Raw genomic sequence first — 25,803 nt, 5'->3', positions numbered from 1 at the left:
GGGTTCGGTGCCATGCTCGACCACGTCATCAAAGGCGCGACCGTCGTCGACGGGACCGGTGCGCCCGCCTTCACCGCCGACGTCGGCATCCGGGACGGCCGTATCGCCGTGATCGGCCGCGGGGTCCGCGGTGTCGCCGAGGAGGCCCGGACCAGCGAGGACGCCACCGGCCTTGTCCTCGCCCCCGGGTTCGTCGACCCCCACACCCACTACGACGCCCAGCTGTTCTGGGACCCCTACGCGACCCCCTCCCTCAACCACGGGGTCACCACGGTCGCCGCCGGCAACTGCGGCTTCACGCTGGCGCCCCTGAACCCGGCCCGCCCGGACGACGCCGACTACACCCGACGCATGATGTCCAAGGTCGAGGGGATGTCCCTGGTCGCCCTGGAGGAGGGGGCGCCCTGGAGCTGGAGTTCCTTCGGGGAGTACCTGGACGCACTCGAAGGCCGTATCGCGGTCAACGCCGGTTTCATGGTGGGGCATTGCGCGTTGCGACGGTACGTGATGGGGCCGGACGCAGTCGGGGGACAGCCCACCGAGGACCAACTCGCCGCGATGCTGGGGCTGTTCCACGAGGCCATGGACGTCGGCGCCTGGGGGTTCTCCACCACCCAGTCGTCCACGCACTCCGACGGGGACGGCAAACCCGTGGCGTCCCGGCACGCGCTGCCCGCCGAACTCCTCGCGCTCTCACGGGCCGTGGGGGAACACGAGGGAACGCAGATCGAGGCGATCGTCGCCGGGTGCCTCGACCAGTTCAGCGACGCCGAGATCGATCTGCTCGCGGAGATGAGCGCGGCGGCCGGGCGGCCACTGAACTGGAACGTGCTGACCATCGACTCGGCCGTGCCGGAGCGGGTGCCGAGGCAGCTGTTCGCGAGTGAGCAGGCGAGGAAGGCGGGCGGCCGGGTCGTCGCCCTGACCATGCCGATCCTCACCCCGATGAACATGTCCCTCGGCACCTTCTGCGCGCTGAACCTGATCCCCGGCTGGGGGCCGGTGCTCGCGCTCCCCGTCCCCGAGCGGATCGAGAAACTGCGCGACCCGGACGTACAGAAGGAACTGCTGCGGCAGTCCCAGGCCAAGGAGGCCGGGGTCTTCCGGCGGCTGACCAATTTCGCGCGGTACGTCATCGGGGACACCTACAGCGACGCCAACCGCGGGCTCAGCGGGCGGGTCGTGGAGGACATCGCGGCCGAGCGCGGGCAGGAGCCGTTCGCCGCGCTGGTGGAGATCTGCGCGGCCGACTCCTTGCGTACGGTCCTGTGGCCCATGCCCACCGACAACGACCCGGCGTCCTGGGCGATGCGCGCCGAGGCCTGGCAGCACGAGGACGTGCTGCTCGGCGGGTCCGACGCGGGCGCGCACCTGGACCGGATGTGCGGGGCGCCGTACACGACCCGCTTCCTCGGGGACTGTCTGCGCGGGCGCAAGCTCACGTCGCTGGAACAGGCCGTGAAGATGCTCACCGACGACCCGGCCCAGCTGTTCGGGCTGCGGGAGCGCGGGCGCATCGAGGAGGGCTTCCATGCGGACCTCGTGCTCTTCGACCCGGAGCGGATCGCCGCGGGCACGGCCACCCTGGTGCACGACCTGCCGGGCGACAGCCCACGGCTGGACTCCAAGGCCATCGGGATACGGGCCGTGTGGGTCAACGGGGTCGAGGCGATCCGGGACGACACGGTGAGCGGAGCGGTGCCGGGCCGGGTGCTGCGGTCGGGGCGGGACACACGGACGGTGAGCACGAGGTGAGCGGGGCGGGTGGGGAGAAGGGCGCGGTGGGCTCCGGGGAGGGAGCGTCGGGCGGGGCGCGGGTCGGGTCCACGGGCGATGCCTCGGGCGGGTCGACGGGTGGTCCGCCGGCCGGGTCCCCGGGCGGGTCCCCGGATGGCCTGCGGGCCGGGTCCTCGACGGGGCGCTCGACCGCCCCCTACGCCAGCTCCTCAGCCGGTTCCCCCGAGGCGCAGCGGCTGTTCGTCGGTGGCGAGTGGATGGCGCCCGGCGGCGGCCACTACGCGGTGGTCGATCCGGCCACCGAGGAGATCGTCGGCTGGGCTCCGGAGGCCTCGCGGGATCAGGTGCACGCGGCCTGCGCCGCGGCCCGCGAGGCCTTCGGGTCGTGGTCGCGTACGCCGCCGGAGGAGCGGGCGGCGATCCTCGCCCGCGCCGGCGACCTCATCCGCTCCCGCCTCCTGCCGTACGCCGAACTCGCCCAGGCCGAGACCGGGGCGACCACCGCCACGGCCCGCGCGATGCAGGTCGGTGTCGCCGCCGCCCGCTTCCGGCGGTACGCGCAGGTCGAGCCCGCCGAGTGGGCTATCCCGCCGCAGGTCAACGAGGCCGGGCATGGGGGTACCTCCCACGCCCTTAAGGCAGTGGGGGAGGGGAGGGCCGCGGTGATGGGCGCGCTGGCCGTCCGGCAGCCCGTCGGGGTCGTCACCTGCATCACCTCGTACAACAACCCGTGGGCCAACCCCGCCGGGAAGATCGCCCCGGCGCTCGCCATGGGCAACACGGTCGTGGTGAAGCCCGCCCCGCAGGACCCCCTCTCCGTGTACCGCATGGCGGAGGCGCTGGAGGCCGCAGGGGTGCCGCGCGGGGTCGTGAACGTGGTCAGCGGGCACGCGGTGGAGGTCGGCGAGGCCGCTGTGGACTCGCCGGACGTCGACATGGTCAGCTTCACCGGCTCCACGGCGGTCGGACAGCGCATCGGCGAGGTGTGCGGGCGGTCCATGAAACGGCAGTTGATGGAGCTCGGCGGAAAGGGTGCGGCGGTCGTCTTCGAGGACGCGGATCTCGGATCGGCCGTGGCCGGCATCGGGACCACCTTCTCCTTCTACAGCGGACAGATCTGTACGGCGCCGACACGGGTGCTGGCGCAGCGCGGGGTCTACGACCGGCTCGTCGAACAACTGGCGGCGTACGCGACCCGGTTGAGGGTCGGCGACCCGCGGGAGTCCCGGACGGTCGTCGGCCCGGTGATCTCGGCCGCGCACCGGGAGCGGGTGGAGTCGTACGTCGAACTCGGCCGCAAGGAAGGCGCGTCCGTGGCCGCGGGAGGTGAACGCCCCTCTCTGGAAAGGGGGTTCTACGTCACTCCCACCCTCCTCGCGGACTGCCGACCCGATTTCCGGGTGACCCGGGAGGAGATCTTCGGCCCGGTCGTGACCGTGACGCCCTTCGACGACGAGGAGGAGGGCATCGCTCTCGCCAACGACAGCGACTACGGCCTCATCGACTACGTCTGGTCGGCGGACGTCGCCCGCGCCTTCCGCGTGGCACGGCGGCTGCGGGCCGGGGGAGTGGGGGTCAACACGGTCGGCCGCAACATGGAGGCGCCGTTCGGAGGCTTCCGCAGGAGCGGGGTCGGCCGGGACTGCGGGTCGTACGCGCTGCACGCCTACAGCGAGGTGCAGTCGATCGTCTGGCCGGGGTGAGGCGGCTTCAGGAGCGCGGGTTCGGCCAACTGGCCGGTAACCCTCGGGTGGGCCCGTAGAGTCCCGGACCGGAGGGCGGCGACATCGATTTCGCCGCCCTGACCGACAGTCAAATTCCTTTCCGGAGAACAGACTTGAAGCTCACCAAGCGACTCGCCATGACCACCGCGGCCCTCGCCGCCGCGACCGCCTTCCTGGGCACGACCACCGGCAACGCGGCCCCCGCGGACGCCGCGCTGAGGCCCGTGAAGGCCCCGGCCGCACTCAAGGTGCCCGACGGCAACAAGCTGACCGGCGTGTATCCCGCCCGGGGCGTGCAGACCTACACCTGCACCGACGGAGCCTGGAAGCTCCTGGAGCCCGCCGCCACCCTCTCCGACAAGCGGGGCCGCACCGTCGCCCTGCACTCCCGTGGCCCCGTCTGGGTCTCCACGGTGGACGGCAGCGCGGTGAACGCCACGGCGATCGCCAACTCCCCCAAGACCGGCACCATCCCCGAACTCCTGCTCCAGGCCACCGCGACCCGGGGCGAGGGCGTCTTCGGGGGCGTCTCCTACATACAGCGCCTCAACACCACCGGCGGGGTGGCCCCCACCACCGCCTGCACGGGCACGGACCAGGTGAGCGTGGCCTACACGGCGACGTACGCCTTCTACAAGCCCGCGAAGTGACGCGGTCGCGTCTCTGAGCGCCGCAGCGGTGGCCCTGTTCCGCCCGGTGGCCGGGGTCACCGCCGCGCCGCCCCTCAGCGGTCCAGATCCACCCGCACGGTCAACTGCCCGGCCCCGATGGCCCGTACGGACACGCTGTTCAGCACGGGCAGCGAGCGCAGCCGTACGGCGGTGTCGTCGTCCGGCAGCAGGTGGGCGGTCCCGGTGTGCCACCGCCCCCGGATCCGCACCCGTACCCGGGGGTCGGCCTTGATGTTGCGGACGTACTGCGACCGTTCGCCGAACTCCGAGACCAGCCAGAAGGAGCCGCCGACCCGCTTGCCGCCCACCGGGGTCGGGCGGGGCAGGCCGGAGACGCGACCGGTGGTCTCCAGGACGGTCTGGAGGGGCAGCCGCCGCATGACCGGGTTGAGGAGGCGCTGAACGGCACTGGCGGCACGGTACTTGCGCTCGACGTCGCGGGACATGGGTGGTGAGACTCCTGTCTCTTGTCTTCCGTAACCTGATCGGCGGCCTCGATGATCTCAGGGTGCGGCCGGACGGACGAAGGGGTGTCGGCGATGCGCGTGGTGACCTGGAATCTGTGGTGGCGCTTCGGCCCGTGGGAGCAACGGCAGAAGGCGATCCTCGCGGTGCTGCGGGAGCTGCGGCCGGACGTGGTCGGCCTCCAGGAGGTGTGGTCGGCGGGCTCCGAGAACCTGGCGGAGTGGCTGGCCGGTGAACTGGGCCTGTACTGGGCGTGGGCCCCCTCACCCGCCTCGGACCGTTGGCAGCGGCGGATCGGCGACCCGGGGGTGGAGGTCGGCAACGCGGTACTGAGCCGCTGGCCGGTGGTCGACCGGGCGGTCCTCCGGCTCCCCGCCCCGGACGACCTGGACGACGGCCGCCTCGCCTTCCACACCCGGCTGGCGGGACCGTCGTACGAGATCCCCTTCTTCACGACTCACCTCACCTCTGCCCCCACCGCCTCGGCGCTCCGAGGCCAACAGGTCACGGCACTGGCGGAGTTCGTGGCCGCCCACCGCTCCGGCACCGACTTCCCCCCGGTGATCACCGGCGACTTCAACGCCTGGCCCGACTCCGACGAGATCCGCCGCTTCGGCGGCTACAAGACGGCCCCGGCCGCCCCGGGCCAACTCTTCCTGGACGCCTGGGAGTACGCGGACCCGACGGCTCCCTCCGCGACCTGGGACCCGGCGAACCCGTACGTCCGCGTGTCCCCACCGGCCCGCATCGACTACATCCACGTGGGCCCACCGGGCGCTTCGGGCCTTGGCCACGTCCTGGACGTCCGCCGCGCGGGCGACGGCCCGGTGGACGGGGTGTGGCCTTCGGACCACCTGGCCGTGGTGGCGGACCTGGCGGATGGGTCAGAGTGACTTCAGCAGGGCGGCGAAGGCGGCGTGGCTGACGGTGACGATGGTCTGGGCGGCGTCGGAGTCGGTGTCGGTGAGGTGGACTCCGTCGGGGCCGGTGGATATGTGGACGCAGGCGTCGCCTTCCTGGCAGTAGGACGACTTCTGCCAACGGTCCGTGATCATGTGGGCTCCCTCATAGGTTCTGGGCGATGGAATGGATCAGATCCCGGGACTTGGCGGGACTGAGGGCGATGGCTTCCACGATGTCGAGCAGGTTCCGGTACTTCGTCAGAAGGGCCTCGGCGTCCAGGAGGACCGGCCCGTGAAACTGGTCGAGCTGGGCTGTGTCGAGCTGAGGTACGGGCCCGTACAGGTAGTTGATGGACTGCCCCGAGCCGGGGAAGGCGCCGACGTCGAACGGCAGCACACGGATCGTGATGTGCTGCTGCTCGCTCATGTCGAGCAGATGCCGCAACCGGGCGCGGGCCACGTCCCGGCCGCCGACCCGCATGTGCAGGGCCGCCTCGTGCACGGTCGTGCGATACGGCGTCGGCTCAGTGCCGTGCAGGAGGCCCTGCCGTTTGAACCGGTGGATCACATCCCGGACGGTGTCCTCGGCGGCCGGCACCAGCTTCGCGATCATTCATCCAGTAACACCGGCGGCGAATCCTACTTGCTCTTAAAGTGGAGTCGAGAAGAAGAATTTATCGACCAATAGGGCGCAGGGTTAAATGTGTAGCGTAATTGATTAAGAGTTCTTCTCTCAGGTTTTCTGCCTACGTGAGCTCACTCTTTTGCCGCACGCCCTGAAGGAAGGTATTCGCGTTATCAAGCCATGACGACAGCAAGGACCCACGACCTGCCTCGACGCAACCCAAGGACGGATAATATTTCTGCGGTTCGCGATCTGACAGTGGGGAAGTACACTTTCCAGCCGGGTGTGGACCATACGGCGCAGACGGCAACCGGCACGGCGCCCAGGGGTGACGCGCAGTCCGAACGTCAGGTCACCCAGCCACTGCTTCGAGAGTTCCTCGTCCTGCTGGAGGGAATCCAACAGGAACTCAATTCACGATGGAACGGCCAGGACAACTCCGGCCGCCGCGTGCAGCGCGACGGGTCGCATTTTCGTGAATCATGAATATGCCGATCCTGCCCTTGCGCAGGGTGAGTACTACTACGACGCGTCCTCGTACGGACCGGGAACCGGCTGGAACGGCGGACATGCCGACAGCGTCCGCTCAGGAGTTCCCCTGACCGCACCTGACGGAGGCTGGGACCCGGTCGAGGAACTTGCCTATCTCCTGCAGGAGTCTGTTCCGGCGGAGCAGACGGCCAGGATCCCGCAACCTCGCAGCGAGCCCTCATCCGGCGACGTTTTCACCGACCCGATGGAGAACCTGGCGCAGATCACCGCTCAACTGCCGCCCATCCGACGCTCCTCCACCCGGCACCGGAAGCTCCACGTCCGCAGGGCCCGGCTCAAGTGGTTGCAGACTGGCAGCTTCTTGATCGTCGCGCTCGTTGCCGTCATCGTGGCGATGGTGAGCGTCTTCGGCGGCATGGTGGCTTATAGGCCTCTGCAGAACATCACCTCCGGGACGGGAGGCGCCATGGTCCCGTCGTGGCCTCTTCTCGTGTATGGCCCCTGGATGGTGGCCTCTCTCTCCATCCTCCGGACTGCCCTGCACCAGCGCCGAGCCGTGCACTCGTGGTTCATCGTTCTGCTCTTCTCCTCCGTCGCGATAATGCTGTGCGTGGCTCAGTCGGACAGAAGCGTCACCGGTGTCGCCGGAGCATGCCTGCCGGCCCTCGCCTCCCTCGCCTGCTTCCAGCAACTCGTCCGGCAAATCACGCTGACTCTGCCACCGCGACAGGGCACGCGGCGCCACCGCCGATAGCAGCAGGGTTCTCCCACCCGCGACGACCCCGGATATGGCGCATCTCGACAGGCACGGGTGACGGCGTGGCCTGCGAGCCATACGCGGGGCCTTGACGGCGACAGTGAGAGGGGTTGCACCGCAGACGCTCAGTCAGTCCCCTCCTCCCCCGTGAACATGCTGATCAGCCCGTGGGGTGTGTCGTCGCCGAACATGAGGGCGTAGACCTCCGTGCCCTCGGTGGCGGTTTCGGCGCTGCGGGGGAACATGGCGCGCTCGTACTCGGTGAGCGCGGTCTCGATGTCGTCGGGGTGGGCCGCGAGGGCCTGTGCGAGTTCCGCGCCGTCGAGCATGGCGAGGTTGGCGCCCTCGCCGTTCGGGGCGGCGACATGGGCGGCGTCGCCGATCAGGGTCACTCCCGGTACCCGCTCCCACCGGTGCTCGGCGGGCAGGGCGGCGAGGGGACGCAGTACCGGGGCGGTGTCGGCGTCGGTGATCAGCGCGGTGAGTTCCGGCGCCCAGCCGTCGAACTCCTTCGCGATCCGTGCGACGGCCGCCGCGGAGTCGGTGAAGTCGATGTCCGTGAACCACTCCTGCGGCCGGGCGAGCATCACGTAGGTGTGCAGGTTGCTGCCCTTCTCCCGGTGCGTCACGAAACCCTTGCCCGGTGCGAGCACGTACAGCGCCCCGCCTCCGACCACCTTCGCGCTGACCGGGTGGCGGGTGTCGGCGTCGTACAGGTAGACCTCGACGCAGGACATGCCGGTGTACTCGGGCGTCGCGGCGGAGAGCAGCGGCCGGACGCGGGACCACGCCCCGTCGGCGCCGACCAGCAGATCGGTGACGACCGAGGTGCCGTCGGCGAAGGTCACCGCGTGGCGGCCCCCGCCGAGCGCACGCGTACCGCCGACCTTGTGGCCCCAGCGGACCGTGCCGGGCGGCAGCGAGTCCAGCAGCAGCTGCCGTAGTTCGCCGCGCTGTACCTCGGGGCGGCCGCCGGTGCCGTCGTCGGGCTGGTCGAACAGCACGGTCCCGGCCCGGTCGACCAGCCGTGCCGCCTCGCGGCCCTCCAGGATCAGGCCGGGGAACTCCTCCATCAGGCCGGCCGCCTGGAGGGCCAACTGCCCGTTGTAGTCGTGTATGTCGAGCATCCCGCCCTGCGCACGGGCCGTCGGGGAGGACTCCGCCTCGTAGACGGTGGAAGGGATGCCGTGGACGTGCAGGACGCGGGCGAGCGTGAGGCCGCCGAGTCCGGCGCCGATGATCGTGACGTGAGTGGTGGTCATGGTGGCTCCTTGAGGGGCGCGGGGTGCGGGCCGCCGGGTGGGTCCCGGTGGCGTCTCAGGAAAGACTCCGGGTCACGCCCGACAAGCCGCCTACATCGCACCGACAGCCCCGACAGACGACCGACAGCCTCAGCGGACGATCGACAGCCCCGACAGACGACCGACACCGCGCATCGGACTCGCCACTCCCGCTCCCACTCCCACTCCCCAACAATGCCGACCAGTCGGTATGGACATCCCCGCCCCCGCCCGGTACAGATGCAGTCATGCGAATCTCCGTGACGATCTTCCTCACCGACGAGACCATCACCCCGACCCGGCTCGCCCGTGAGCTGGAGGCGCGGGGCTTCGCCGGGCTGTATCTGCCCGAGCACACCCACATCCCCGTCGAGCGCGTCACTCCGTACCCCGCGGGCGGCGACCTGCCGCGTGAGTACGGCCGTACCCTCGACCCCTTCGTCGCGCTCGGCCAGGCCGCCGCCGTCACCGAGCGGCTCGGTCTCGGTACCGGCATCACGCTCGTCGCCCAGCACGACCCGATCGACCTGGCCAAGCAGATCGCCACCCTCGACCACCTCTCCGGCGGCCGCTTCACCCTCGGGCTCGGCTTCGGCTGGAACGTCGAGGAAGCCGCCGACCACGGCGTCGAGTGGCGCACCCGGCGCGAGCTCGTCCGGGACCGGATGGCGCTCATGCACGCCCTCTGGGCGGACGAACCGACCGCCTATGAAGGAGAGTTCGGGAGCGTCAGGGCCAGTTACGCCTTCCCCAAGCCCGTCCAGAAGCGGACCCTGGTGGGCGGCGCCGCCGGGCCCAAGCTGTTCTCCCACATCTGCGAGTACGCCGACGGCTGGCTGCCCATCGGTGGACGCGGCCTGACCGAGTCCCTGCCCGTGCTGCGCAGCGCCTGGGCCGACGCGGGCCGCGACCCGGCGGCGCTCCAGGTGGTGCCGTACGCCGTCTTCCCCAGCCCCGGCAAACTCGCGCACTACGCCGACCTCGGCATCGAGGAGGTCGTGGTGCAGCTGCCTCCGGCGGGAGATGGTGAGGTGCTGAAGGCGCTGGACGAATATGCCCGTTATGTCGGGGGCGGCGGTGAGGTGTGATGTCACCCACCTCCAGGCAGTCCCTCTGCCCTGATCACACCGCTCGTATGCTCGAAGGATGACGACCTCCGCGACCTCCGGAACCGGCCCCACCGACCGCCCCGGCGGTACCGGCCCCACCGAGAACTCCCTGCGTCGCGCTCTCAAACGTGCCCGGGACGGCGTCGCCCTCGACGTCTCCGAGGCCGCGGTGCTGCTCCAGGCCCGCGGCCCGGCCCTGGACGACCTCACCGCGTCCGCCGCCCGGGTCAGGGACGCGGGACTCGAACAGGCGGGCCGCCCCGGTGTCATCACGTACTCGAAGAGCGTCTTCATCCCGCTGACCCGGCTGTGCCGGGACAAGTGCCACTACTGCACCTTCGTGACCGTCCCCGGCAAGCTCCGCCGCGCCGGGCACGGCATGTTCATGTCCCCCGACGAGGTCCTGGACGTGGCCCGCAAGGGTGCCGCGCTGGGCTGCAAGGAAGCCCTGATCACCCTCGGCGACAAGCCCGAGGACCGCTGGCCGGAGGCCAGGGAGTGGCTGGACGCGCATGGTTACGACGACACCATCGCCTACGTCCGGGCCATCTCCATCCGGATCCTGGAGGAGACGGGACTCCTCCCGCACCTCAACCCGGGCGTGCTGTCCTGGACCGACTTCCAGCGGCTGAAGCCGGTCGCGCCGAGCATGGGCATGATGCTGGAGACGACCGCGACCCGGCTCTGGTCGGAGCCCGGCGGCCCGCACCACGGCTCCCCGGACAAGGAGCCCGCCGTACGACTGCGGGTCCTGGAGGACGCCGGCCGTTCCTCCGTCCCGTTCACCTCCGGCATCCTCATCGGGATCGGGGAGACCTACGAGGAGCGCGCCGAGTCCCTCTTCGCGCTCCGGCGCACGGCACGGTCGTACCACAGCATCCAGGAACTGATCATCCAGAACTTCCGCGCCAAGCCGGACACCGCGATGCGCGGCATGCCGGACGCGGAACTCGACGAACTGGTCGCCGCGGTGGCCGTCGCCCGGCTCATCATGGGCCCGGCCGCCAACATCCAGGCCCCGCCGAACCTCGTCGACAGCGAGTACGAGCGCCTGATCGGGGCGGGCATCGACGACTGGGGCGGGGTCAGCCCGCTCACCATCGACCACGTCAACCCCGAGCGCCCGTGGCCCCAGATCGAGGAGCTCACCGAGCGGTCCGCCGCGGCCGGCTTCGAGCTGCGGGAACGGCTGTGCGTGTACCCCGAGTTCGTGCAGCGCGGCGAGCCCTGGCTGGACCCGAGGCTGCGCCCGCACGTGGCGGCGCTGGCCGACCCGGAGACGGGCCTCGCGCGCCCCGGCGCCCTCCCGCGGGGGCTGCCCTGGCAGGAGCCGGAGGAGGTGTTCGTGGCCTCGGGGCGTACGGATCTGCACGCCTCCATCGACACCGAGGGCCGTACCTCCGACCGCCGCGACGACTTCGACGAGGTCTACGGCGACTGGGGCGCCCTGCGCGAGGCGGCCGCCCCCGGCATGGTGCCCGAGCGCATCGACACGGACGTACGCGAGGCGCTGCGCACAGCCGCCGACGACCCCACGAAGCTGACCGACGACGAGGCCCTCGCGCTGCTGCACGCCGACGGGCCGGCCCTGGACGCGCTCACCCGGATCGCCGACGACGTCCGCAGGTCGGTGGCCGGTGACGACGTGACGTACATCGTCACCCGGAACATCAACTTCACCAACGTCTGCTACACCGGCTGCCGTTTCTGCGCCTTCGCCCAGCGGCGCACCGACGCCGACGCCTACACGCTCTCCCTGGACCAGGTGGCCGACCGCGCCCAACAGGCCTGGGAGGTCGGCGCGGTGGAGGTCTGCATGCAGGGCGGGATCCACCCGGACCTGCCCGGCACGGCGTACTTCGACATCGCGAAGGCGGTGAAGGAGCGGGTCCCCGGCATGCATGTGCACGCCTTCTCGCCGATGGAGGTCGTCAACGGCGCGACCCGCACCGGCATGTCGATCCGGGAGTGGCTGACCGCGGCCAAGGAGGCCGGCCTCGACTCCCTACCCGGCACGGCCGCCGAGATCCTCGACGACGAGGTCCGCTGGGTGCTGACCAAGGGCAAGCTGCCGACGGCGACCTGGATCGAGGTGATCGAGACGGCGCACGAGGTCGGCCTCCGGTCCTCCTCGACGATGATGTACGGCCATGTCGACCAGCCGCGCCACTGGCTGGGCCACCTGCGCACCCTGGCGGGCATCCAGCAACGCACCGGCGGCTTCACGGAGTTCGTGACGCTCCCCTTCATCCACACCAACGCCCCCGTGTACCTGGCCGGCATCGCCCGCCCGGGCCCGTCCATGCGGGACAACCGGGCGGTCACGGCGATGGCCAGGCTGCTCCTCCACCCCTGGATACCGAACATCCAGACCAGCTGGGTGAAGCTCGGCACCGAGGGCGCGGCCGAGATGCTCCGCTCCGGCGCGAACGACCTCGGCGGCACCCTCATGGAGGAGACGATCTCGCGGATGGCGGGGTCGTCGTACGGCTCCTACAAGTCGGTGAAGGACCTGATCGCGGTCGCGGAGGCGGCGGGCCGTCCCGCCCGCCCGCGCACCACGCTGTACGGAGAGGTGCCGCGGGAGCGGCAGAAGGCGGCGCAGGTCTCCGACGGGCATCTGCCGGAGCTGCTGCCGGTGCTGGACTGAGAGCCCGGCCGACAGCTGGGGAACGGCTGGGGGGACAGGTGTCGAGACGGGGGCCGGTACGATGATCCGACCCCCGTTCGACGGGGATCCTTAGCCGAGGAGATGCGTGCCGTGCCAGCCCCGAAGGTCTGGGTGACGGGTCTGACCGTGGGGGCGATCGCCGCCGTCGTCGCCCTGGCCGTACAGGCCGACAAGGGAACCAAGCCGACCGCGGCCGCCACCGCCAGGCCCAGTGTGTCGGCCTCCCCGAGCGCCTCCGCGCGGCCCGAGCCGTCCGCGACCGCGGTCCCGGACGCCTCCGGCACCGGCCGCCGGATCGTCTACTCGCTCGGCGAGAAGCGGGTGTGGCTCATCGACGCGAGCGAGGCGGCCCGGCGGACCTTCGCCGTCTGGCCGGGGGCGGTCCACCCCGCCCCCGGCACCTACTCCGTCTCGCTGCGCCGGGGAGACCCGACGACCGGGTCCGACGGCGTGCGGATCGAGCACATCGTGTACTTCACCGCCGTGGACGGCGTGAACGTCGCCTTCTCCAACGCGGTGGACGGCTCCTCGCCCCCGCCCGCGAACGGCACCCGGACCGGCGGCATCCGCATGAAGACCGCGGACGGCTCGGCCCTGTGGACGTTCGGCGAGACGGGCACGAAGGTCGTCGTCGTCAACTAGCGCTGCGGTCGGGCAGGTTGACCACCAGCAACACCACTCCGCTCAGCACGAACACCCGCAGCGCCGCGTCCAGGCCGTTCCAGGTGTCCGACTGCCACATGGAGAACCACTCCCCGCCGATCGCGATGAACCCGGCGCCGAACAGCAGCATGAGCATGAGCAGACCGTAGGTGGAGAACCGCCGGGCCGCCTGGTCGTCCCGGCGCACCCACAGATACGTGCCGTAGATCAGCACGAGCGCCGCGAGCGTCTCCCAGACGATGATCGCGACATACGCCGTGTTCTGAAGTCCCTTGCTGGTGATGGCTCTCCACATCAGATCGTCGTCCTTGAACGTCGTATCCATGGCGAGCACGTGCTGCACGAACGCCTGGTTCGTCCCGAAGTCCGTGATGTTCCCGAACGCGACGAGCGCTATGTACAGCGCGACGCTCGCGGTGAGGAGAGTGGCGGAGAGGTGGAGTGCGCTTCGTGTGGTGCGTGGGGGTGTCGATGCCATGGAGGCCATCTTCCCTGTGCGGGACGGCGTGATCCACATCGGTTGCGCCAGAATGAGAGGCGGACGGGCCGCGACGAGGGGACGAACGGATGACGCAGGCGCAGCCGTCGGCGCAGGAGCTGATCCAGCGTCGCACCCGGGCCGGTTTCGTGGGCCGCGAGGCCGAACGGACCGCGTTCCTCCAGAACTTCGACATCCCGCCCGGAGACCCCCGGCACCGCTTCCGCTTCCACGTCCACGGCAGCGCGGGCATCGGAAAGACCTCCCTGGTCCAGGAGTTGGCGCAGCTCGCCCGCGAACGCGGGGCGCTCACGGCCTACGTCGACGACGGCATCGGCAGCGTCCCGGAGGCCATGGAGACGCTGTGCCATGAATTCGTCGACCAGGGAAGGAGGTTGAAGGATCTGGAACGGCGCCTCGCCACCTGGCGGGACCGGCGGCGCGAGGCGGAGGCCGCCCTCGCCGCCCTCGCGCCGGAGTCCACGCCCCAGACGGCGTCGGCCGGAAGCAGGATCGCCGTGGACCTCGGCCTGACTGCCCTGGAAACAGCCGTGCCGGGCGCCGGACTCGTCACCCGCGCCCTTCCCGCCGACCGGCTCGCCCAGGGGGCCGACCGGCTGCGGGCCGGCCTCGGCGCCCGCTTCCGCAACCTCGACGACGTCGACCTGGTGCTCACCCCGGAGCGGGTCCTCACCCCGGTCCTGCTCGCCGAACTGAGGGCCGCCGCCTCCGCCGTACCGTGGATCGTCCTGGTCTTCGACACCTACGAGCGGACCGGCCCCTTCCTCGACCCGTGGCTGTACGACGTCCTCACCAAGCCGCGTGAGCACGGCCGGCTGCCCGCCGCCGTCGTGGTGGTCACCGCGGGCCAGCGCCCCCTGGACACCGACCGCTGGGGCGGACTGGACTCGGTGGCGGAGCTGCCGCTCGCCCCCTTCACCGAGGCCGAGGCGCGCCGCCTGCTCGCCGTGCGGGGCGTGGTGGCCGAACCGGTCGTCGAGGAGGTGCTGCGCCTGACGGGCGGCCTCCCGGTCCTGGTGTCGACCCTCGCGGCCAGACGCCCCGACGGCCCCGACGACGTGCTCGACCCGAGTTCGACCGCGGTGCAACGGTTCCTGAGGCCGGAACCGGAGCCCCTGCGGAAGGTCGCCCGGGCCTGCGCGCTCCCCAGACGGCTGGACGCGGACGTCTTCCGGGTGCTCGTCGCCGCCACGGAGGACGAACTGGACTCCCAGTACGCGTGGTTGACCGGGCTGCCGTTCGTCGCCCAGCGCGGCGAGCGGCTCCAGTACCACGACGTCGTGCGCGCCCAGATGCTCCGCATGGAGCGGCGCCGGTCCCGCACCGAGTGGACGACCCGGCACCGGCGGCTGGCGGAGGCGTTCGCCGAGTGGCGCGAGGACGCCGAGTGCGGCCGGCGCGACGCGGAGCTGTGGTCCGACGAGGAGTGGTGCGAACTGCGCCTGGAGGAGGTCTACCACCTGCTGTGTGCCCGCCCGCCCGCGGCGCTCGCCGAGGCCCTGCGCGGCTTCGTCGTGGCCTGCCGCCAGGACGAGGTCGTCGCCCGCCGCTGGGCGCGGATGCTGGAGGAGGCGGGCGACGCGGCGGAGCACGCCGTACTGCGCGAGTGGGGACGGTCGCTGGGTGCGGCGCTCGCGGACGAGGAGAGCGGGATGACCGGAGCGGCGGACCTGCTCCTGGCCCGCCCCGGTCTCGACCCGGCCGGCCGGGCGGAGGCGCACGTGCTGCGCGCCCGGGAACTGCGCAGGCGCCAGGAGTACGCGCAGGCCCTGGAGGAGTACGACCGCGCGGTCGAACTGGACCCGCTGCAGCCGCTGGCCCACTACGGCCGGGGCCTCACCCACCAGCTCCTGGAGGACTACCCGGCGGCACTGACCGCCCTCGACCGTGCCGTCGAACTGGCCCCCGACAACGGGTGGATCATCGCCGAGCGGGCCGAGACCCACCGCCTCGCGTCCCACCTGGAGCAAGCCGTCGTCGACTACACCCGTGCCGTCGCCCTCGACCCGACCGACGACGTCGCCCTGGCAGGGCGGGCGGTGTGCCGGCACGGCCTGGGCATGCTCGACGAGTCGCTGGCCGACTTCAACCGTGCGCTGAACATCGATCCGGAGCACCTGTGGGCGCTGGTGCGCAGGGCCCGGCTGCACCGCACGCGGGGAGACGTGGACAAGGCGTTCGCGGACCTGGACCGGGCGTACGAGCTGGCGCCCGACCTGGCCTGGATCGCGTCGGAACGCGGGGACGCGTACCGGATCGCGGGGCGGTACGAGGACGCGGTGACGGAGCTGGGGCGCGCGGTGTCCCTGGAGCCTGGCTACGCGTCGGCAATGGCGAGCCGCGGCCAGGCGCTGTACGAACTCGGCCGGTACGAGGAGGCGATGGCCGCCTTCGACGGGGCCGTCCTGCTGATCCCCGACTACGCCTGGGCCCTGGTGATGAGATCCCGGACCAGAGGCCGGCTCGACGACCAGGAAGGCATGTTCGAGGACCTGCGGCGGGCCGTCGAGGCGGAGCCGGACGCCCACTGGATCCAGTCCGAACTGGGCTGGGCCTACTGGCTGGCGGGCCGGCACGACGAGGCGACGGCCGTCCTGCGCGCCCTCCTGGTGCGGGACCCGGACCACGAGACCGCCTTGGCCGGACTGGGAGCGATCCACCACGACCGCAAGTCCTACGAGGAGGCCCTGCACCACCTGGACCGTGCGGTGGCCGCCGACCCCGAGTACGCCTGGGCCTACGGCCGCCGGGGCCGGGTGTGTCTGGCGATCGGCCGCACCGAGCAGGCCCTGTCCGACCTGGAGCAGTGCGTGGCACTGGATCCCGGGATGACGTGGGAGCGGGGAGCGGCGATCGAACTGCTGTGGACGAGCGGGCGCCGGGAGGAGGCGGAGCAGCGGCTGGCGGCGACCCCCCTCGCAGACCTGGACGACACCCGCGTCGAACTCCACCGGCACCACGGCCGGTGGGCGCAGGCCCGCGCCCTCGCCGAGCGCCTGCGGGAGCGGGATCCGGTCGCCGGCACCTTCCAACTGGCCACGACGGTCCACTGCTCCGAAGGCCCCGAGGCTGCCGAACCCCTCTGGCGCGACCTCGCCCGACTGGTCGAGGACCCCGCCATCGAGCCCGTGACCCGAGCCCAGGCCCACTGCTTCCTGGGCTGCGCACTGGCCGACGCCCCGGCGGCGGACCGGGGCCTGTCCGAACTCCTCGCCCTCGCCCCGGAATGGGACGACCTGGCCACCCTGGCCGACATCCTCACCGAGCTCCTCACGGCCCCGGGGGCAGACCGGTCCTCCCACACGGCGACCTGCCTCGCGACGGTGAGCGAGGCGAGGGACGCGATCCGGGCCCGGTGGTCGGCGAGAAGCTGAGGACGGGGGTCACGCCTGCCGGAAACGTTTCCGCCTTTCGGTAATAGGGGCGCATACCCACACGCCCCCTGAACCCCGCACTCCCCGTCGATTACAGTGCTGAGCGTCGTACATACGGACGGTCGCCACGGGAGGTCTTGGTGGGTGCGACAGCCGGGGCCGTCGTCTGGGGGCGTGCCGAGCAGCAGGACTTCCGGAGCCGGGTGCGCGGGACGCTCCTCGGGGTGGCCGTGGGGGACGCGCTGGGTGCGCCGGTCGACGGGCTCGGACTGGACGAGATCCGGGAGGCGTACGGCGCCGAGGGGCTCGTGGACCTCGCGTTCGGGTACGGCCGGCGCGGCGCCGTCACTCATCTCACCCAGCTCAGCCTGTTCACCGTGGACGGGCTCATCCGGGCCCAGGTGCGCCGGGACACCGGTGCCTGGCATCCGCCCACCGACCTGCACCGGGCGTATCTGCGCTGGGCGGCCACCCAGCGCGACTGGGGTCCCGACGAGCGGCGCAAGGAGGACGGCTGGCTGGCCCGGGAGGAGTGGCTGTACGCCCGCCGCGACCCGACCCGGTCCCTGCTCATCGGGTTCGGCGACGACACCATGGGGACGCTGGAGTCGCCCAAGAACCCGAACGAGCTCGGGCCCGAGGCCACCGCCCGTTCCGCGCCCTTCGGGCTGCTCGTCGGATGGGAGCCGCAGCTCGTCGTGCAGCTGGCCGTGGAGTGCGCCGCGCAGACCCACGGGCATCCCGTCGCCTATCTGTCGGCGGGCGCGTACGCCGTGATCGTGCACGCGCTGGCCCTCGGCGACAGCCTGGACGGGGCCGTGCAGCGGGCGCTCGCGCTGCTGGCGGCGCGGCCCGGGCACGAGCCGGTGTCGGACGCGCTCCAGCACGCGCTGGGTGCCGTACGGCAGGGGATGCCCACGCCGGCGCGGGTGGAGGAGCTCGCCGCCGACGGTTCGGCGGACGGGCTGCTGTCGGCCGCCGTGTACTGCGCGCTGGTCGGGGAGGACGTACGGCACGGTCTGTGCCTCGCCGTGAACCACGACGGCCCCTCCGCCGCGGCCGGCGCCCTCACCGGCGGCCTGCTCGGCGCCCTGCACGGCGAGACGGCCCTCCCGCCGGCCTGGCTGGCCGAGCTGGAGGGCCGTCCCACACTGCTGGAACTCGCCGACGACTTCGCGATGGAGATGACCCAGGGGCCCGCGCTGCACGGGCCCGGGGGTGCGTCGCCGGGGTGGCTGGTCCGCTATCCGAGGGCGTAGATCAGTCCATGAGTCAGTCCAGTAGTCAGTCCAATAGGGAGAGTTAGTCCTTCACCTTCGTACCGATCACGTCCTGCACACCGCCCGCCGGAGTGGGGATCGCCGCGGCGGCCGCCCCGTCGCCGTCCCCGTCGGTGTTGATCTTCTCGATGATCGCGAGACGCTCCGGGGTGTCCTCGGGCTTGATGAAGCCGATGAGGATGTAGAGGACCAGGGAGACGGCCAGCGGGATCGAGACCTGGTACTGGAGCGGGACACCGCCGTCGACGTTCCAGTTGATCGGGTAGTTGACCAGCCAGAAGGCGAGCAGACCCATCGACCAGCTGGTGAGCGCGGCGGTCGGTCCTGAGCGGCGGAACGGGCGGAGCAGGCCGAGCATCATCGGGATGGCCATCGGGCCCATGAGTCCGGCCACCCACTTGATCACGACGGTGATGATGTCCTTGAACGCGGGGGAGTTGACCTGGGTCGCCGCCGCCATCGACAGGCCGAGGAAGACGACGGTCGTGATGCGGGCGACCCTGAGACCCTGCCCCTGGTTCCAGCTGCGCGCCCTGCGCCACACCACCGGTGCGCAGTCCCGGGTGAAGACGGCCGCGATCGCGTTGGCGTCGGAGGAGCACATGGCCATGGTGTGCGAGAAGAAGCCGACGATGACCAGGCCCAACAGGCCGTGCGGCAGCAGCTGTTCGGTCATCAGGCCGTAGGAGTCCGAGCCGTCGGGCTTCTGCGAGTGGACAAGCAGCGGCGACATCCACATGGGGAAGAAGAGGACGACCGGCCACACCAGCCACAGGATCGCCGACAGGCGGGCCGAGCGCTCGGCCTGGTGCGCGTTGGCCGTGGCCATGTAGCGCTGGGCCTGGTTGAGCATGCCGCCGTTGTACTCGAAGAGCTTGATGAAGAGGAAGGCGAGCAGGAAGACCGTTCCGTACGGCCCCACCAGCGGCTCTCCGTGACCCTGGAGCTCCGGCTCGTCCCAGGCGCCGAAGAAGCCGATGCCCTTGTCGTTGAGTTTGAGGACGACGGCGACGAACATCGCGACACCGGCGAGGAGTTGGATGACGAACTGGCCCAACTCGGTGAGCGCGTCGGCCCACAGGCCGCCGATCGTGCAGTAGACGGCCGTGATGGCGCCGGTGATCAGGATGCCCTGGTTGAGCGAGATCCCGGTGAAGACCGACAACAGGGTCGCGATGGCGGCCCACTTGGCGCCGACGTCCACGATCTTCAGCAGCATGCCGGACCAGGCCAGCGCCTGCTGGGTCTTCAGGTCGTAGCGGTTCTTGAGGTATTCGAGCGGGGACGCCACATGGAGTCGTGAGCGCAGCCGGTTGATGCGCGGCGCGAACAGCTTCGAGCCGATCGCGATGCCGAGGGCGATGGGGAAGGACCAGGTGACGAAGGAGGTGACGCCGTAGGTGTAGGCGATGCCCGCGTACCCGGTGAACATCACCGCGCTGTAGCCCGACATGTGGTGCGAGATGCCGGACAGCCACCAGGGCATCTTGCCGCCGGCGGTGAAGAAGTCACTGACGTCGTCCACGCGTTTGTGCGACCAGACGCCGATCGCGACCATCACGCCGAAATAGCCGATGAGCACGGCCCAGTCGAGACCGTTCATATGCGCCCTCCCAGGGTTCAGCCCGGCGCTCATCGTGGGCGCCACCGCGTGGACACGACAAGCTGGTGTAGGGTCAAGGGGAGGTAAAAGTATTCGAGATGATGGCCTGCGTTCACCTACATGAACTCACCGCATCAACTCCCCGGCGTTGACCAGCAACGACTGCCCGGTGATCGCCCGCGCCCGGTCCGAGGCCAGGAACACCGTCGCGTCCGCCACGTCCCCGTCGGTCGCGAGCTCGGGCAGCGCCATCCGGTCGGTGAGCCGCTTGAGCACGTCCGCCTCCGGCACCTTCTCCGTATGAGCCGTGAACTGCACGTACGCCTGCACCGGCGGCCCCCACATCCAGCCCGGCAGCACGGTGTTGACCCGGATCCGGTCCGGCCCGAGCTCCCGCGCCAGCGAGTACATCGCGCTGGTCAGCGCCCCCTTCGAGGCGGCGTACGCGGCCTGGCGCACCTGCGAGGGGGCGGCCACGGCCGACTGCGTCCCGACGAACACCACCGACCCGCCGCCCGCCGCCCGCAGCCCTGCCAGGCATGCCCTGGTCATCCGCAGCGACCCCAGCAGGTTCACGTCGATGACCGACTGCCAGCTCGCGAAGTCCGCGTCCTCCAGCCCGCCGAAGTAGCTGTCCCACGCGGCCACCTGCACCACCGCGTCCAGCCGCCCGAACCGCTCCACCGCCAACTCGGCGAGCGCGGCGCACTGTTGCTCGTCGGTGATGTCCGTCGAGCGGTACGCGGTGTGCGCCCCGTCCGGATCGATCTCCGCGGCGCTCTTCGCGAGGTTCGCCTCGGTCCGCGCCCCCAGCACGGCGTTCCCGCCGTCCCGTACGACGGCCGCGGCCACCTGGTGCCCGAGCCCCGCACCGACTCCCGACACGACGACGGTCTTCCCGGAGAGAAGTGACATACCGGCGGCCTCCCTGATTCCTGCCTGGTTCCTGGCTCTGGCGCATTATCTGACGGAGCGTCAGAGTATGGGCGAGCGCTGGAGGAGGGAAGGTCCGATGTCAGAAGAGACCCACAGCGAGACGTACGCCGAACTGGCCGCCACAGGGCCCTACGGAGTCCATCCCGGGCACGCGCTGATCACCATGGTCGAACCGCATCCCGGCCACGAGTACGCCTACAACCGCTGGTACGAGGACGACCACTACTACGCCGGCGCGATGGCCATGCCCTGGATGTTCGCCGGCCGCCGCTGGGTGGCCACCCGGGACCTGCAACTCCTGCGCGTCCCGGAGAAGTCGGCGGTGGCCCAGCCGGTGACGGCCGGCTGCTATCTCTCCACCTACTGGGTCACCGACGGCCGCTACGACGACCACATGAAGTGGACGGTGGCCATCAACAAACGCCTCAACCGCGACGCCCGCGTCTACCGCGACCGCACCCACGTCTTCACGGCGTTCCAGGACCACGAGTCCACGGTCTACCGCGACGGAGCGGCGGGCCCGAGGGACTTCCACGCCCTGGACCACCCGTACGCCGGGCTGGTGCTGGAGGTCATCGACGCGGAATCCCCGGAGCAGCGGGCGGAGTTGCTGGAGTGGCTGCTCTCCCGCCACGTCCCGAAGCGCGTGGCGGGCTCCCCGGCGGCCATGGTGACCGTGTTCCGCCCGACCCCCTTGCCGGGCGACCGCATGACGTACGTGAAGCAGGTGGAGGGGGTGGACACCCGGGTGACGCTGCTGTGGTTCCTGGAGAGGGATCCGCGCGAGTGTTGGGACCCGCATTTCACGGACCTGGAAGAGCCGGTGACGGGCCGCCGCGAGCTGTTGGCGCCTTTCATCCCGACAGTCCCGGGCACGGACACATACGTGGACCGGCTGCGGTAAGCCCCTTAAGGGGCGCGGGGCCGTGCCGATATGCGGCTCCGCCGCGTGGGCGCGACAAGCCCCCACCGGCCCGCAGCCGCGAAACTACTTCAACTCATCCGGACAAGGCGTCCCGCGCGGCACGGTGTACGGCGCCGCCAACCGATACGTCCCCGCCTTGGGCGCCAGCAGCATCGTCCACTTGTCCCCGTCCGCATCCTCCGGCGTCTCCATCAGACACCCGTTGACGTTGTCGAAGACCTTCGGTTCCCCGTCTTCCCGGTTCTTCGACGCCTCCGTCTCCTGCGGAGCCTGCAGCTTCTTGCCCTCCGCGTCGACGATCGACAGCCACGGCGAGTACGGGATCCGGATCAGAATCCGCCCGGCCTTCTTCACCCTCATGGTCATCTCACCCTGCGCGGCACGGTCGACGACCGTGTTCGGGGAGGCCAGCGGTGCCGGGTCGGTCACCCGGAAGAGCTGCCAGTTCGCGTCGCCCCAGATCTGCTTCAGATACGGCATCCCGCGCTGGACCAGCTCCCGCTCCCGCTCGCCCCCGTCCCCGTCGGGCTCGTCCTTGGGCACGACCACGAAGTGCACGGCCCAGCGCTGGAGCCACTCGTGGTAGTTCGCGGAGTTCAGGGTGTCGTCGTAGAAGAGCGGGTTGCGCTCCATGTCGGCCTGCCGGTTCCAGCCCCGGGCGAGGTTGACGTACGGCGCGAGCGCGGACGCCTCGCGGTGGGAGGCGGCCGGTACGACCTCGACGCGGCCCTTCTCGGCGCCGACCTCCTGGAGCTCGTTGACGAGGGGGGCGAGCTCCCGTGCCCAGGACGCCGTGGGGGTGGTGTGGACGACGTCGTCGACGGACTTGAAGCCGATCCAGGTGGTGAAGCCGGCGAAGGCGATGACGGTGGCGTACCACTTGCGGGAGCGCGGCACCGTGAACGGCAGCGCGGCCGCCAGGGCCACCCCCGCGAACAGCATCGACAGGCGCGAGATGTTGGAGCCGATCTGGGAGCTCACCAGCCAGACCAGGACGACCGAGAGGCTGTACACCCCGGCGGTGATCCGGACCGTCGTCCACTCGCGCGGGACCAGGAGGAAGACCAGGACGCCGTACGCCAGCGGCAGCAGCACCGAGGCGATCTTCATCGGCTGGGTGCCGGCGAACGGGAAGAGCCAGGCGGACAGCGCGACGACGGCCGTGGGCGCGAGGCCCAGCGCCCAGGCGCCCGGACGCCGTTTCTGCAGGAAGAGGGCGACCGCCACCAGGCCCACGAACAGGCCGGCGACGGGTGAGGCCATGGTCGCGAGCGCGGCGAGCGGGGCTGCGCAGGCGGCCTTGGCCCAGCGTTTGTAGCGCCAGCGGTGCGGCCAGCAGAAGACGACGGCGACCGCGCCGAGCGCGAACACCGTGCCGAGCCCGAAGGTCACCCGGCCCGAGGCCGCGTTGCACAGGAAGGCGTACACACCCGCCAGCGAGGCCCACAGCGGGTTCTTCACCGACCGGCTGCGGATCAGCACCAGCGTCAGCAGACCGGCCGAGACGGTCCCGGCCAGCATCATCGTCGTACGGACGCCGAGGACCGACATCAGGTACGGCGAGACGATGCTGTACGACACCGGGTGCATGCCGCCGTACCAGGCCAGGTTGTACGCGGAGTCCGGGTGCCGGCCGACGAACTCGGCCCACGCGTCCTGCGCCGCGAGGTCCCCGCCGCTGTTCGCGAACGTGAAGAACCAGACGATGTGGAGGACGCCGGAGAGCGCGGTCATGGAGAGGACGGGGTGGCGCAGCAGGCGCTCGCGCAGCGCGAGGAGAGCGCCCCGGGCCCTGCCCCTCATGCCCGCGGGGGAGCTGCCGGGCCCGGTCTCAAGGTCTGCGGGCACGCGTATTCGCGGGCCGGTACCCGGGCCCGGGTCGGTGTCGTCGGCGCTTGTCGGCTCCGCAGTGGCCACCTGAAGGCACTCCCCGTGGTGTCCCGTCTTCATTTCTCGGCCGCGCCCCAGCGTCGACCTGCCCCGGTTCGTGACGCTAGCACGCGGCCCGCCGTCCGGAACCCCGGCGGGGTCCGGCCTGCGGGCCGCGTGCTGCGTCCGTCCCGTTCAGCAGATCAGCCGACGCGGGTCAGCTTGTCGGTCAGACCCGGTTCGGTCAGGTCCTTCTGGAGGGTGACGGGGACCTTGACCGCGCCGCCCTCGCCGTCACCGACGGTGAGGGTGCCGACCTTGGTGCCGGCCTTCGCGGTGTGCGGTACGTCGTCGGCGGCGAAGGACAGCTTCACCTTGAAGCCGGCCCAGCCGACGGCGGTGACGTCCTTGGTCAGCACGACGGGGGTGTGCCCGCCGAGACCGTCGTCCACATAGCCGACGACGTCACCCTTCTTGAGGATCTTCGCCGAGGTCAGCTCGTCCCGGGCGGCGAGCATCGCGACCCTGCTGACGTCGTTGACGGTCGTGATGATCGGCGCCTTGTGCTGGCCGAGGATCGCGCCGACGACGGTGACGGTCTCCCCGCCGACCTCCTTGCGGGCGGCGAAGAGGAGATTGCCGCCGGCGGCGCTGGTGGTGCCGGTCTTGATGCCGACGGCACCGTTGTAAGGGACCAGATAGTTGTAGTTGTACCACTTGTGTCCGGACGGATCGATCCACTGACCCATGGACGTGATCTCCATCAGCGCCGGGATCTTCACCAGCTCGTTGCCGAGCTTCACCTGGTCCTCGGCGGTGGAGACGGTGGACTCCTTCAGGCCCGAGGCGTCGGTGTACGTCGTGCTCTTCATGCCGAGTGCCTTGGCGGTGTCGTTCATCTTCTTGATGAACGCCGCCTCGGAACCGGAGTCCCAGCGGGCGAGCAGCCGGGCGATGTTGTTGGCGGACGGGATCATGATCGCCGCGATCGCCTGCCGCTGGGTGAGGACGTCGTCCTTCTTGACGGTGTTGAGGGTGGACTCGCCGTCCTTGTTGTAGCCGCCCTCCTTCTCGGCGAGCGCGTCGACGGTGATCTTCGCGCCCTCCTCGCCGGACTTGAGGGGGTGGTCCTTGAGGACGATGTAGGCGGTCATGGCCTTGGCCACGGAGCCGATCGCGACGGGCGTCTGCTTGCCGAAGTCGCCCATCGTGCCGATGCCGTTGACGTCCATCCAGCCCTGGCCCTGGGTGGGCCAGGGGAGAGTCGCCTTGCTGCCGTCGAAGGTGTAGGAGTCCTCGGCGGTGAGGCTGAGCGTGGGGTTCGGCAGCGGGCGTACGGACTGCACGATCGCAAACACCACGACCAGCAGGATCAGGATCGGCGTCCAGATCTTGACCCGGCGGCCGAGGGTGCGCAGAGGGCTGGGCGGGGGCGGCGGAGTGTTGGTGAGCTCCGCGAGCAGGTCGAGGGGCGGCTTCGGCGGCAGGGGCTGCTGCGTGGTGCGCTCCGGGCCGACCTGGGGGACGGCGGCGGTCACGTCCGGCTTCGGCCGGGGCTCGTCGAGAGCCTTCAGTGCGACGAACCTGCTCGTCCGCTCGGGGTCGGCCTCCGGCTTGGGCGTCGGCTTGGGCGTCGGCTTGGGCTCCGGCTCGGCCTCGGGGGCCTTGCCGAGCTTCAGCATGGTGGTGGGCTGGTCCACGGCGGGCCGGGGAGCCTTGAAGACGGCGGTGGGCTGGTCGACGGGGGGCGTGTCTTCCGGCTCGTCGTCCGTCGGCGCCTTGTCGGTCACGGCGGCTCGGCCGGGCTCGTCGTCGGTCCGCGGGTCGGTGGGGGCGGGTCGCGCGGTTCCCCGCGCCCCTGAGGGGGCCGGCTCGTCGGCGTCGGCAGGGGTTTCCTCGGCTACGGCCGTCTCCGCCCCGGTGTCCGTGGCGGACGCGTCCTCGGCGCCCTTGCCCTCGGGCTTCTCCGCGGCCCCGGTCTTGCCGGAACCGTCCCCGTCCGCCGTGGCCACCCACGCCGCCACCGCGTCCCGCAGCCGCGCGTCACCGACCCCGGCCGGCTCGTCCGGCGACCCGTCGGCGGGGTCGTCAGGGCCGTCGGTCGTGTCGGGGCCGTCCGGGCTCTTGGCCGCCCCGGAGTCCTCGGACCCCTCGGCCGTGCCTGTGTCGTGCGAGTCCTCGGCCGTACTGGGGGCGTCAGGGGTCTTCGCCGGGTCCGTGT

At 71.0% G+C, this 25,803-nt stretch carries 21 protein-coding genes; 12 read left to right on the top strand and 9 right to left on the bottom strand.

The features are described from left to right. Positions 1-12: 12 nt before the first annotated feature. The 3 genes from H293_RS0130985 to H293_RS0130975 all read left to right on the top strand — a co-directional run bounded on the left by H293_RS0130985 (position 13) and on the right by H293_RS0130975 (position 4,111). Positions 13-1,755: an N-acyl-D-amino-acid deacylase family protein gene (locus tag H293_RS0130985; RefSeq protein WP_020121709.1), complete on the top strand. Its 1,743-nt coding sequence runs from the start codon at positions 13-15 to the stop codon at positions 1,753-1,755. 239 nt (positions 1,756-1,994) lie between these two features. Continuing rightward, positions 1,995-3,440: an aldehyde dehydrogenase family protein gene (locus H293_RS0130980; RefSeq protein WP_020121708.1), complete on the top strand. Its 1,446-nt coding sequence runs from the start codon at positions 1,995-1,997 to the stop codon at positions 3,438-3,440. Positions 3,441-3,574: 134 nt separating this feature from the next. Further along, positions 3,575-4,111, top strand: a complete 537-nt coding sequence (locus tag H293_RS0130975; protein WP_020121707.1) for a DUF3455 domain-containing protein — start codon at positions 3,575-3,577, stop codon at positions 4,109-4,111. Positions 4,112-4,185: 74 nt separating this feature from the next. On the opposite strand, the gene H293_RS0130970 is transcribed toward H293_RS0130975, so the two are convergent. Further along, positions 4,186-4,578: a nitroreductase/quinone reductase family protein gene (locus tag H293_RS0130970; RefSeq protein WP_020121706.1), complete on the bottom strand. Its 393-nt coding sequence runs from the start codon at positions 4,576-4,578 to the stop codon at positions 4,186-4,188. 93 nt (positions 4,579-4,671) lie between these two features. On the opposite strand from H293_RS0130970, the gene H293_RS0130965 reads away from it, so the two are divergent. Then, a complete protein-coding gene (locus H293_RS0130965; RefSeq protein ID WP_199790215.1) occupies positions 4,672-5,490 on the top strand; it encodes an endonuclease/exonuclease/phosphatase family protein in 819 nt (272 codons plus the stop codon). Here the strand turns inward: H293_RS0130965 and H293_RS50290 are convergent. Next, on the bottom strand, positions 5,482-5,652 hold the full coding sequence (locus H293_RS50290; protein WP_020121704.1) for a DUF397 domain-containing protein: 171 nt from the start codon (positions 5,650-5,652) through the stop codon (positions 5,482-5,484). The two genes, H293_RS0130965 and H293_RS50290, sit on opposite strands and share 9 nt — an antisense overlap. A 10-nt stretch (positions 5,653-5,662) precedes the next feature. Then, the gene (locus tag H293_RS0130955) at positions 5,663-6,112 is read right to left on the bottom strand and encodes a DUF5753 domain-containing protein (protein ID WP_020121703.1); all 450 of its coding nucleotides are present in this window, start codon (positions 6,110-6,112) and stop codon (positions 5,663-5,665) included. Between the two features lie 270 nt (positions 6,113-6,382). On the opposite strand from H293_RS0130955, the gene H293_RS58540 reads away from it, so the two are divergent. After that, positions 6,383-6,610 (top strand): hypothetical protein, encoded by a 228-nt coding sequence (locus H293_RS58540; protein ID WP_158694454.1) that lies wholly within the window; start codon positions 6,383-6,385, stop codon positions 6,608-6,610. Then, a complete protein-coding gene (locus H293_RS0130950; RefSeq protein ID WP_259294563.1) occupies positions 6,600-7,370 on the top strand; it encodes a DUF2637 domain-containing protein in 771 nt (256 codons plus the stop codon). Before H293_RS58540 ends, H293_RS0130950 begins: the two co-directional genes overlap by 11 nt. 128 nt (positions 7,371-7,498) lie before the next feature. Here the strand turns inward: H293_RS0130950 and H293_RS0130945 are convergent, their stop codons facing one another. Continuing rightward, positions 7,499-8,635 carry an FAD-dependent oxidoreductase gene (locus H293_RS0130945; protein ID WP_020121701.1) on the bottom strand — a complete coding sequence of 379 codons (1,137 nt, stop codon included), beginning with the start codon at positions 8,633-8,635 and terminating at the stop codon, positions 7,499-7,501. 266 nt (positions 8,636-8,901) lie between these two features. On the opposite strand from H293_RS0130945, the gene H293_RS0130940 reads away from it, so the two are divergent. The 3 genes from H293_RS0130940 (at position 8,902) to H293_RS0130930 (ending at position 13,075) form a co-directional block, all read left to right on the top strand. After that, positions 8,902-9,741, top strand: a complete 840-nt coding sequence (locus tag H293_RS0130940; protein WP_020121700.1) for an LLM class F420-dependent oxidoreductase — start codon at positions 8,902-8,904, stop codon at positions 9,739-9,741. A 58-nt stretch (positions 9,742-9,799) separates the two neighbouring features. Further along, positions 9,800-12,412, top strand: coding sequence for a bifunctional FO biosynthesis protein CofGH (locus H293_RS0130935; RefSeq protein WP_020121699.1), 2,613 nt, complete (start codon positions 9,800-9,802; stop codon positions 12,410-12,412). A gap of 102 nt (positions 12,413-12,514) precedes the next feature. Beyond that, positions 12,515-13,075, top strand: coding sequence for a hypothetical protein (locus H293_RS0130930; protein WP_020121698.1), 561 nt, complete (start codon positions 12,515-12,517; stop codon positions 13,073-13,075). Here H293_RS0130930 and H293_RS0130925 read toward each other — a convergent pair. Then, on the bottom strand, positions 13,068-13,574 hold the full coding sequence (locus H293_RS0130925; RefSeq protein ID WP_020121697.1) for a DUF2165 domain-containing protein: 507 nt from the start codon (positions 13,572-13,574) through the stop codon (positions 13,068-13,070). The genes H293_RS0130930 and H293_RS0130925 overlap by 8 nt on opposite strands. Positions 13,575-13,663: 89 nt before the next feature. Between H293_RS0130925 and H293_RS0130920 the strand changes: the two genes are divergently transcribed. Both H293_RS0130920 and H293_RS0130915 read left to right on the top strand, forming a co-directional pair. Beyond that, on the top strand, positions 13,664-16,969 hold the full coding sequence (locus H293_RS0130920) for a tetratricopeptide repeat protein (protein WP_020121696.1): 3,306 nt from the start codon (positions 13,664-13,666) through the stop codon (positions 16,967-16,969). A gap of 140 nt (positions 16,970-17,109) precedes the next feature. Continuing rightward, positions 17,110-18,228, top strand: a complete 1,119-nt coding sequence (locus tag H293_RS0130915) for an ADP-ribosylglycohydrolase family protein (RefSeq protein ID WP_020121695.1) — start codon at positions 17,110-17,112, stop codon at positions 18,226-18,228. Between the two features lie 43 nt (positions 18,229-18,271). Here H293_RS0130915 and H293_RS0130910 read toward each other — a convergent pair whose 3' ends face one another. Both H293_RS0130910 and H293_RS0130905 read right to left on the bottom strand, forming a co-directional pair. Next, entirely contained in the window at positions 18,272-19,852 is a 1,581-nt protein-coding gene (locus tag H293_RS0130910) for a sodium:solute symporter family protein (protein ID WP_020121694.1), read from the bottom strand. A 126-nt stretch (positions 19,853-19,978) separates the two neighbouring features. Then, positions 19,979-20,767, bottom strand: a complete 789-nt coding sequence (locus H293_RS0130905) for an SDR family oxidoreductase (RefSeq protein WP_020121693.1) — start codon at positions 20,765-20,767, stop codon at positions 19,979-19,981. A 97-nt stretch (positions 20,768-20,864) separates the two neighbouring features. Here H293_RS0130905 and H293_RS0130900 point away from each other — a divergent pair, with 97 nt between their 5' ends. Beyond that, positions 20,865-21,692 carry a hypothetical protein gene (locus tag H293_RS0130900; RefSeq protein ID WP_020121692.1) on the top strand — a complete coding sequence of 276 codons (828 nt, stop codon included), beginning with the start codon at positions 20,865-20,867 and terminating at the stop codon, positions 21,690-21,692. A gap of 84 nt (positions 21,693-21,776) precedes the next feature. Here H293_RS0130900 and H293_RS0130895 read toward each other — a convergent pair whose 3' ends face one another. Both H293_RS0130895 and H293_RS50285 read right to left on the bottom strand, forming a co-directional pair. Further along, a complete protein-coding gene (locus H293_RS0130895) occupies positions 21,777-23,630 on the bottom strand; it encodes a hypothetical protein (protein ID WP_028808345.1) in 1,854 nt (617 codons plus the stop codon). Between the two features lie 155 nt (positions 23,631-23,785). Further along, positions 23,786-25,803 (bottom strand): D-alanyl-D-alanine carboxypeptidase (locus H293_RS50285; RefSeq protein WP_020121690.1); only part of this gene is annotated, 2,018 nt, incomplete at its 5' end.

Source organism: Streptomyces canus 299MFChir4.1 (assembly GCF_000383615.1).
Lineage (GTDB): Bacteria > Actinomycetota > Actinomycetes > Streptomycetales > Streptomycetaceae > Streptomyces > Streptomyces canus_C.
Note: the sequence above shows the minus strand (reverse complement) of the source record. Positions and strands in the feature narration are given on the sequence as shown.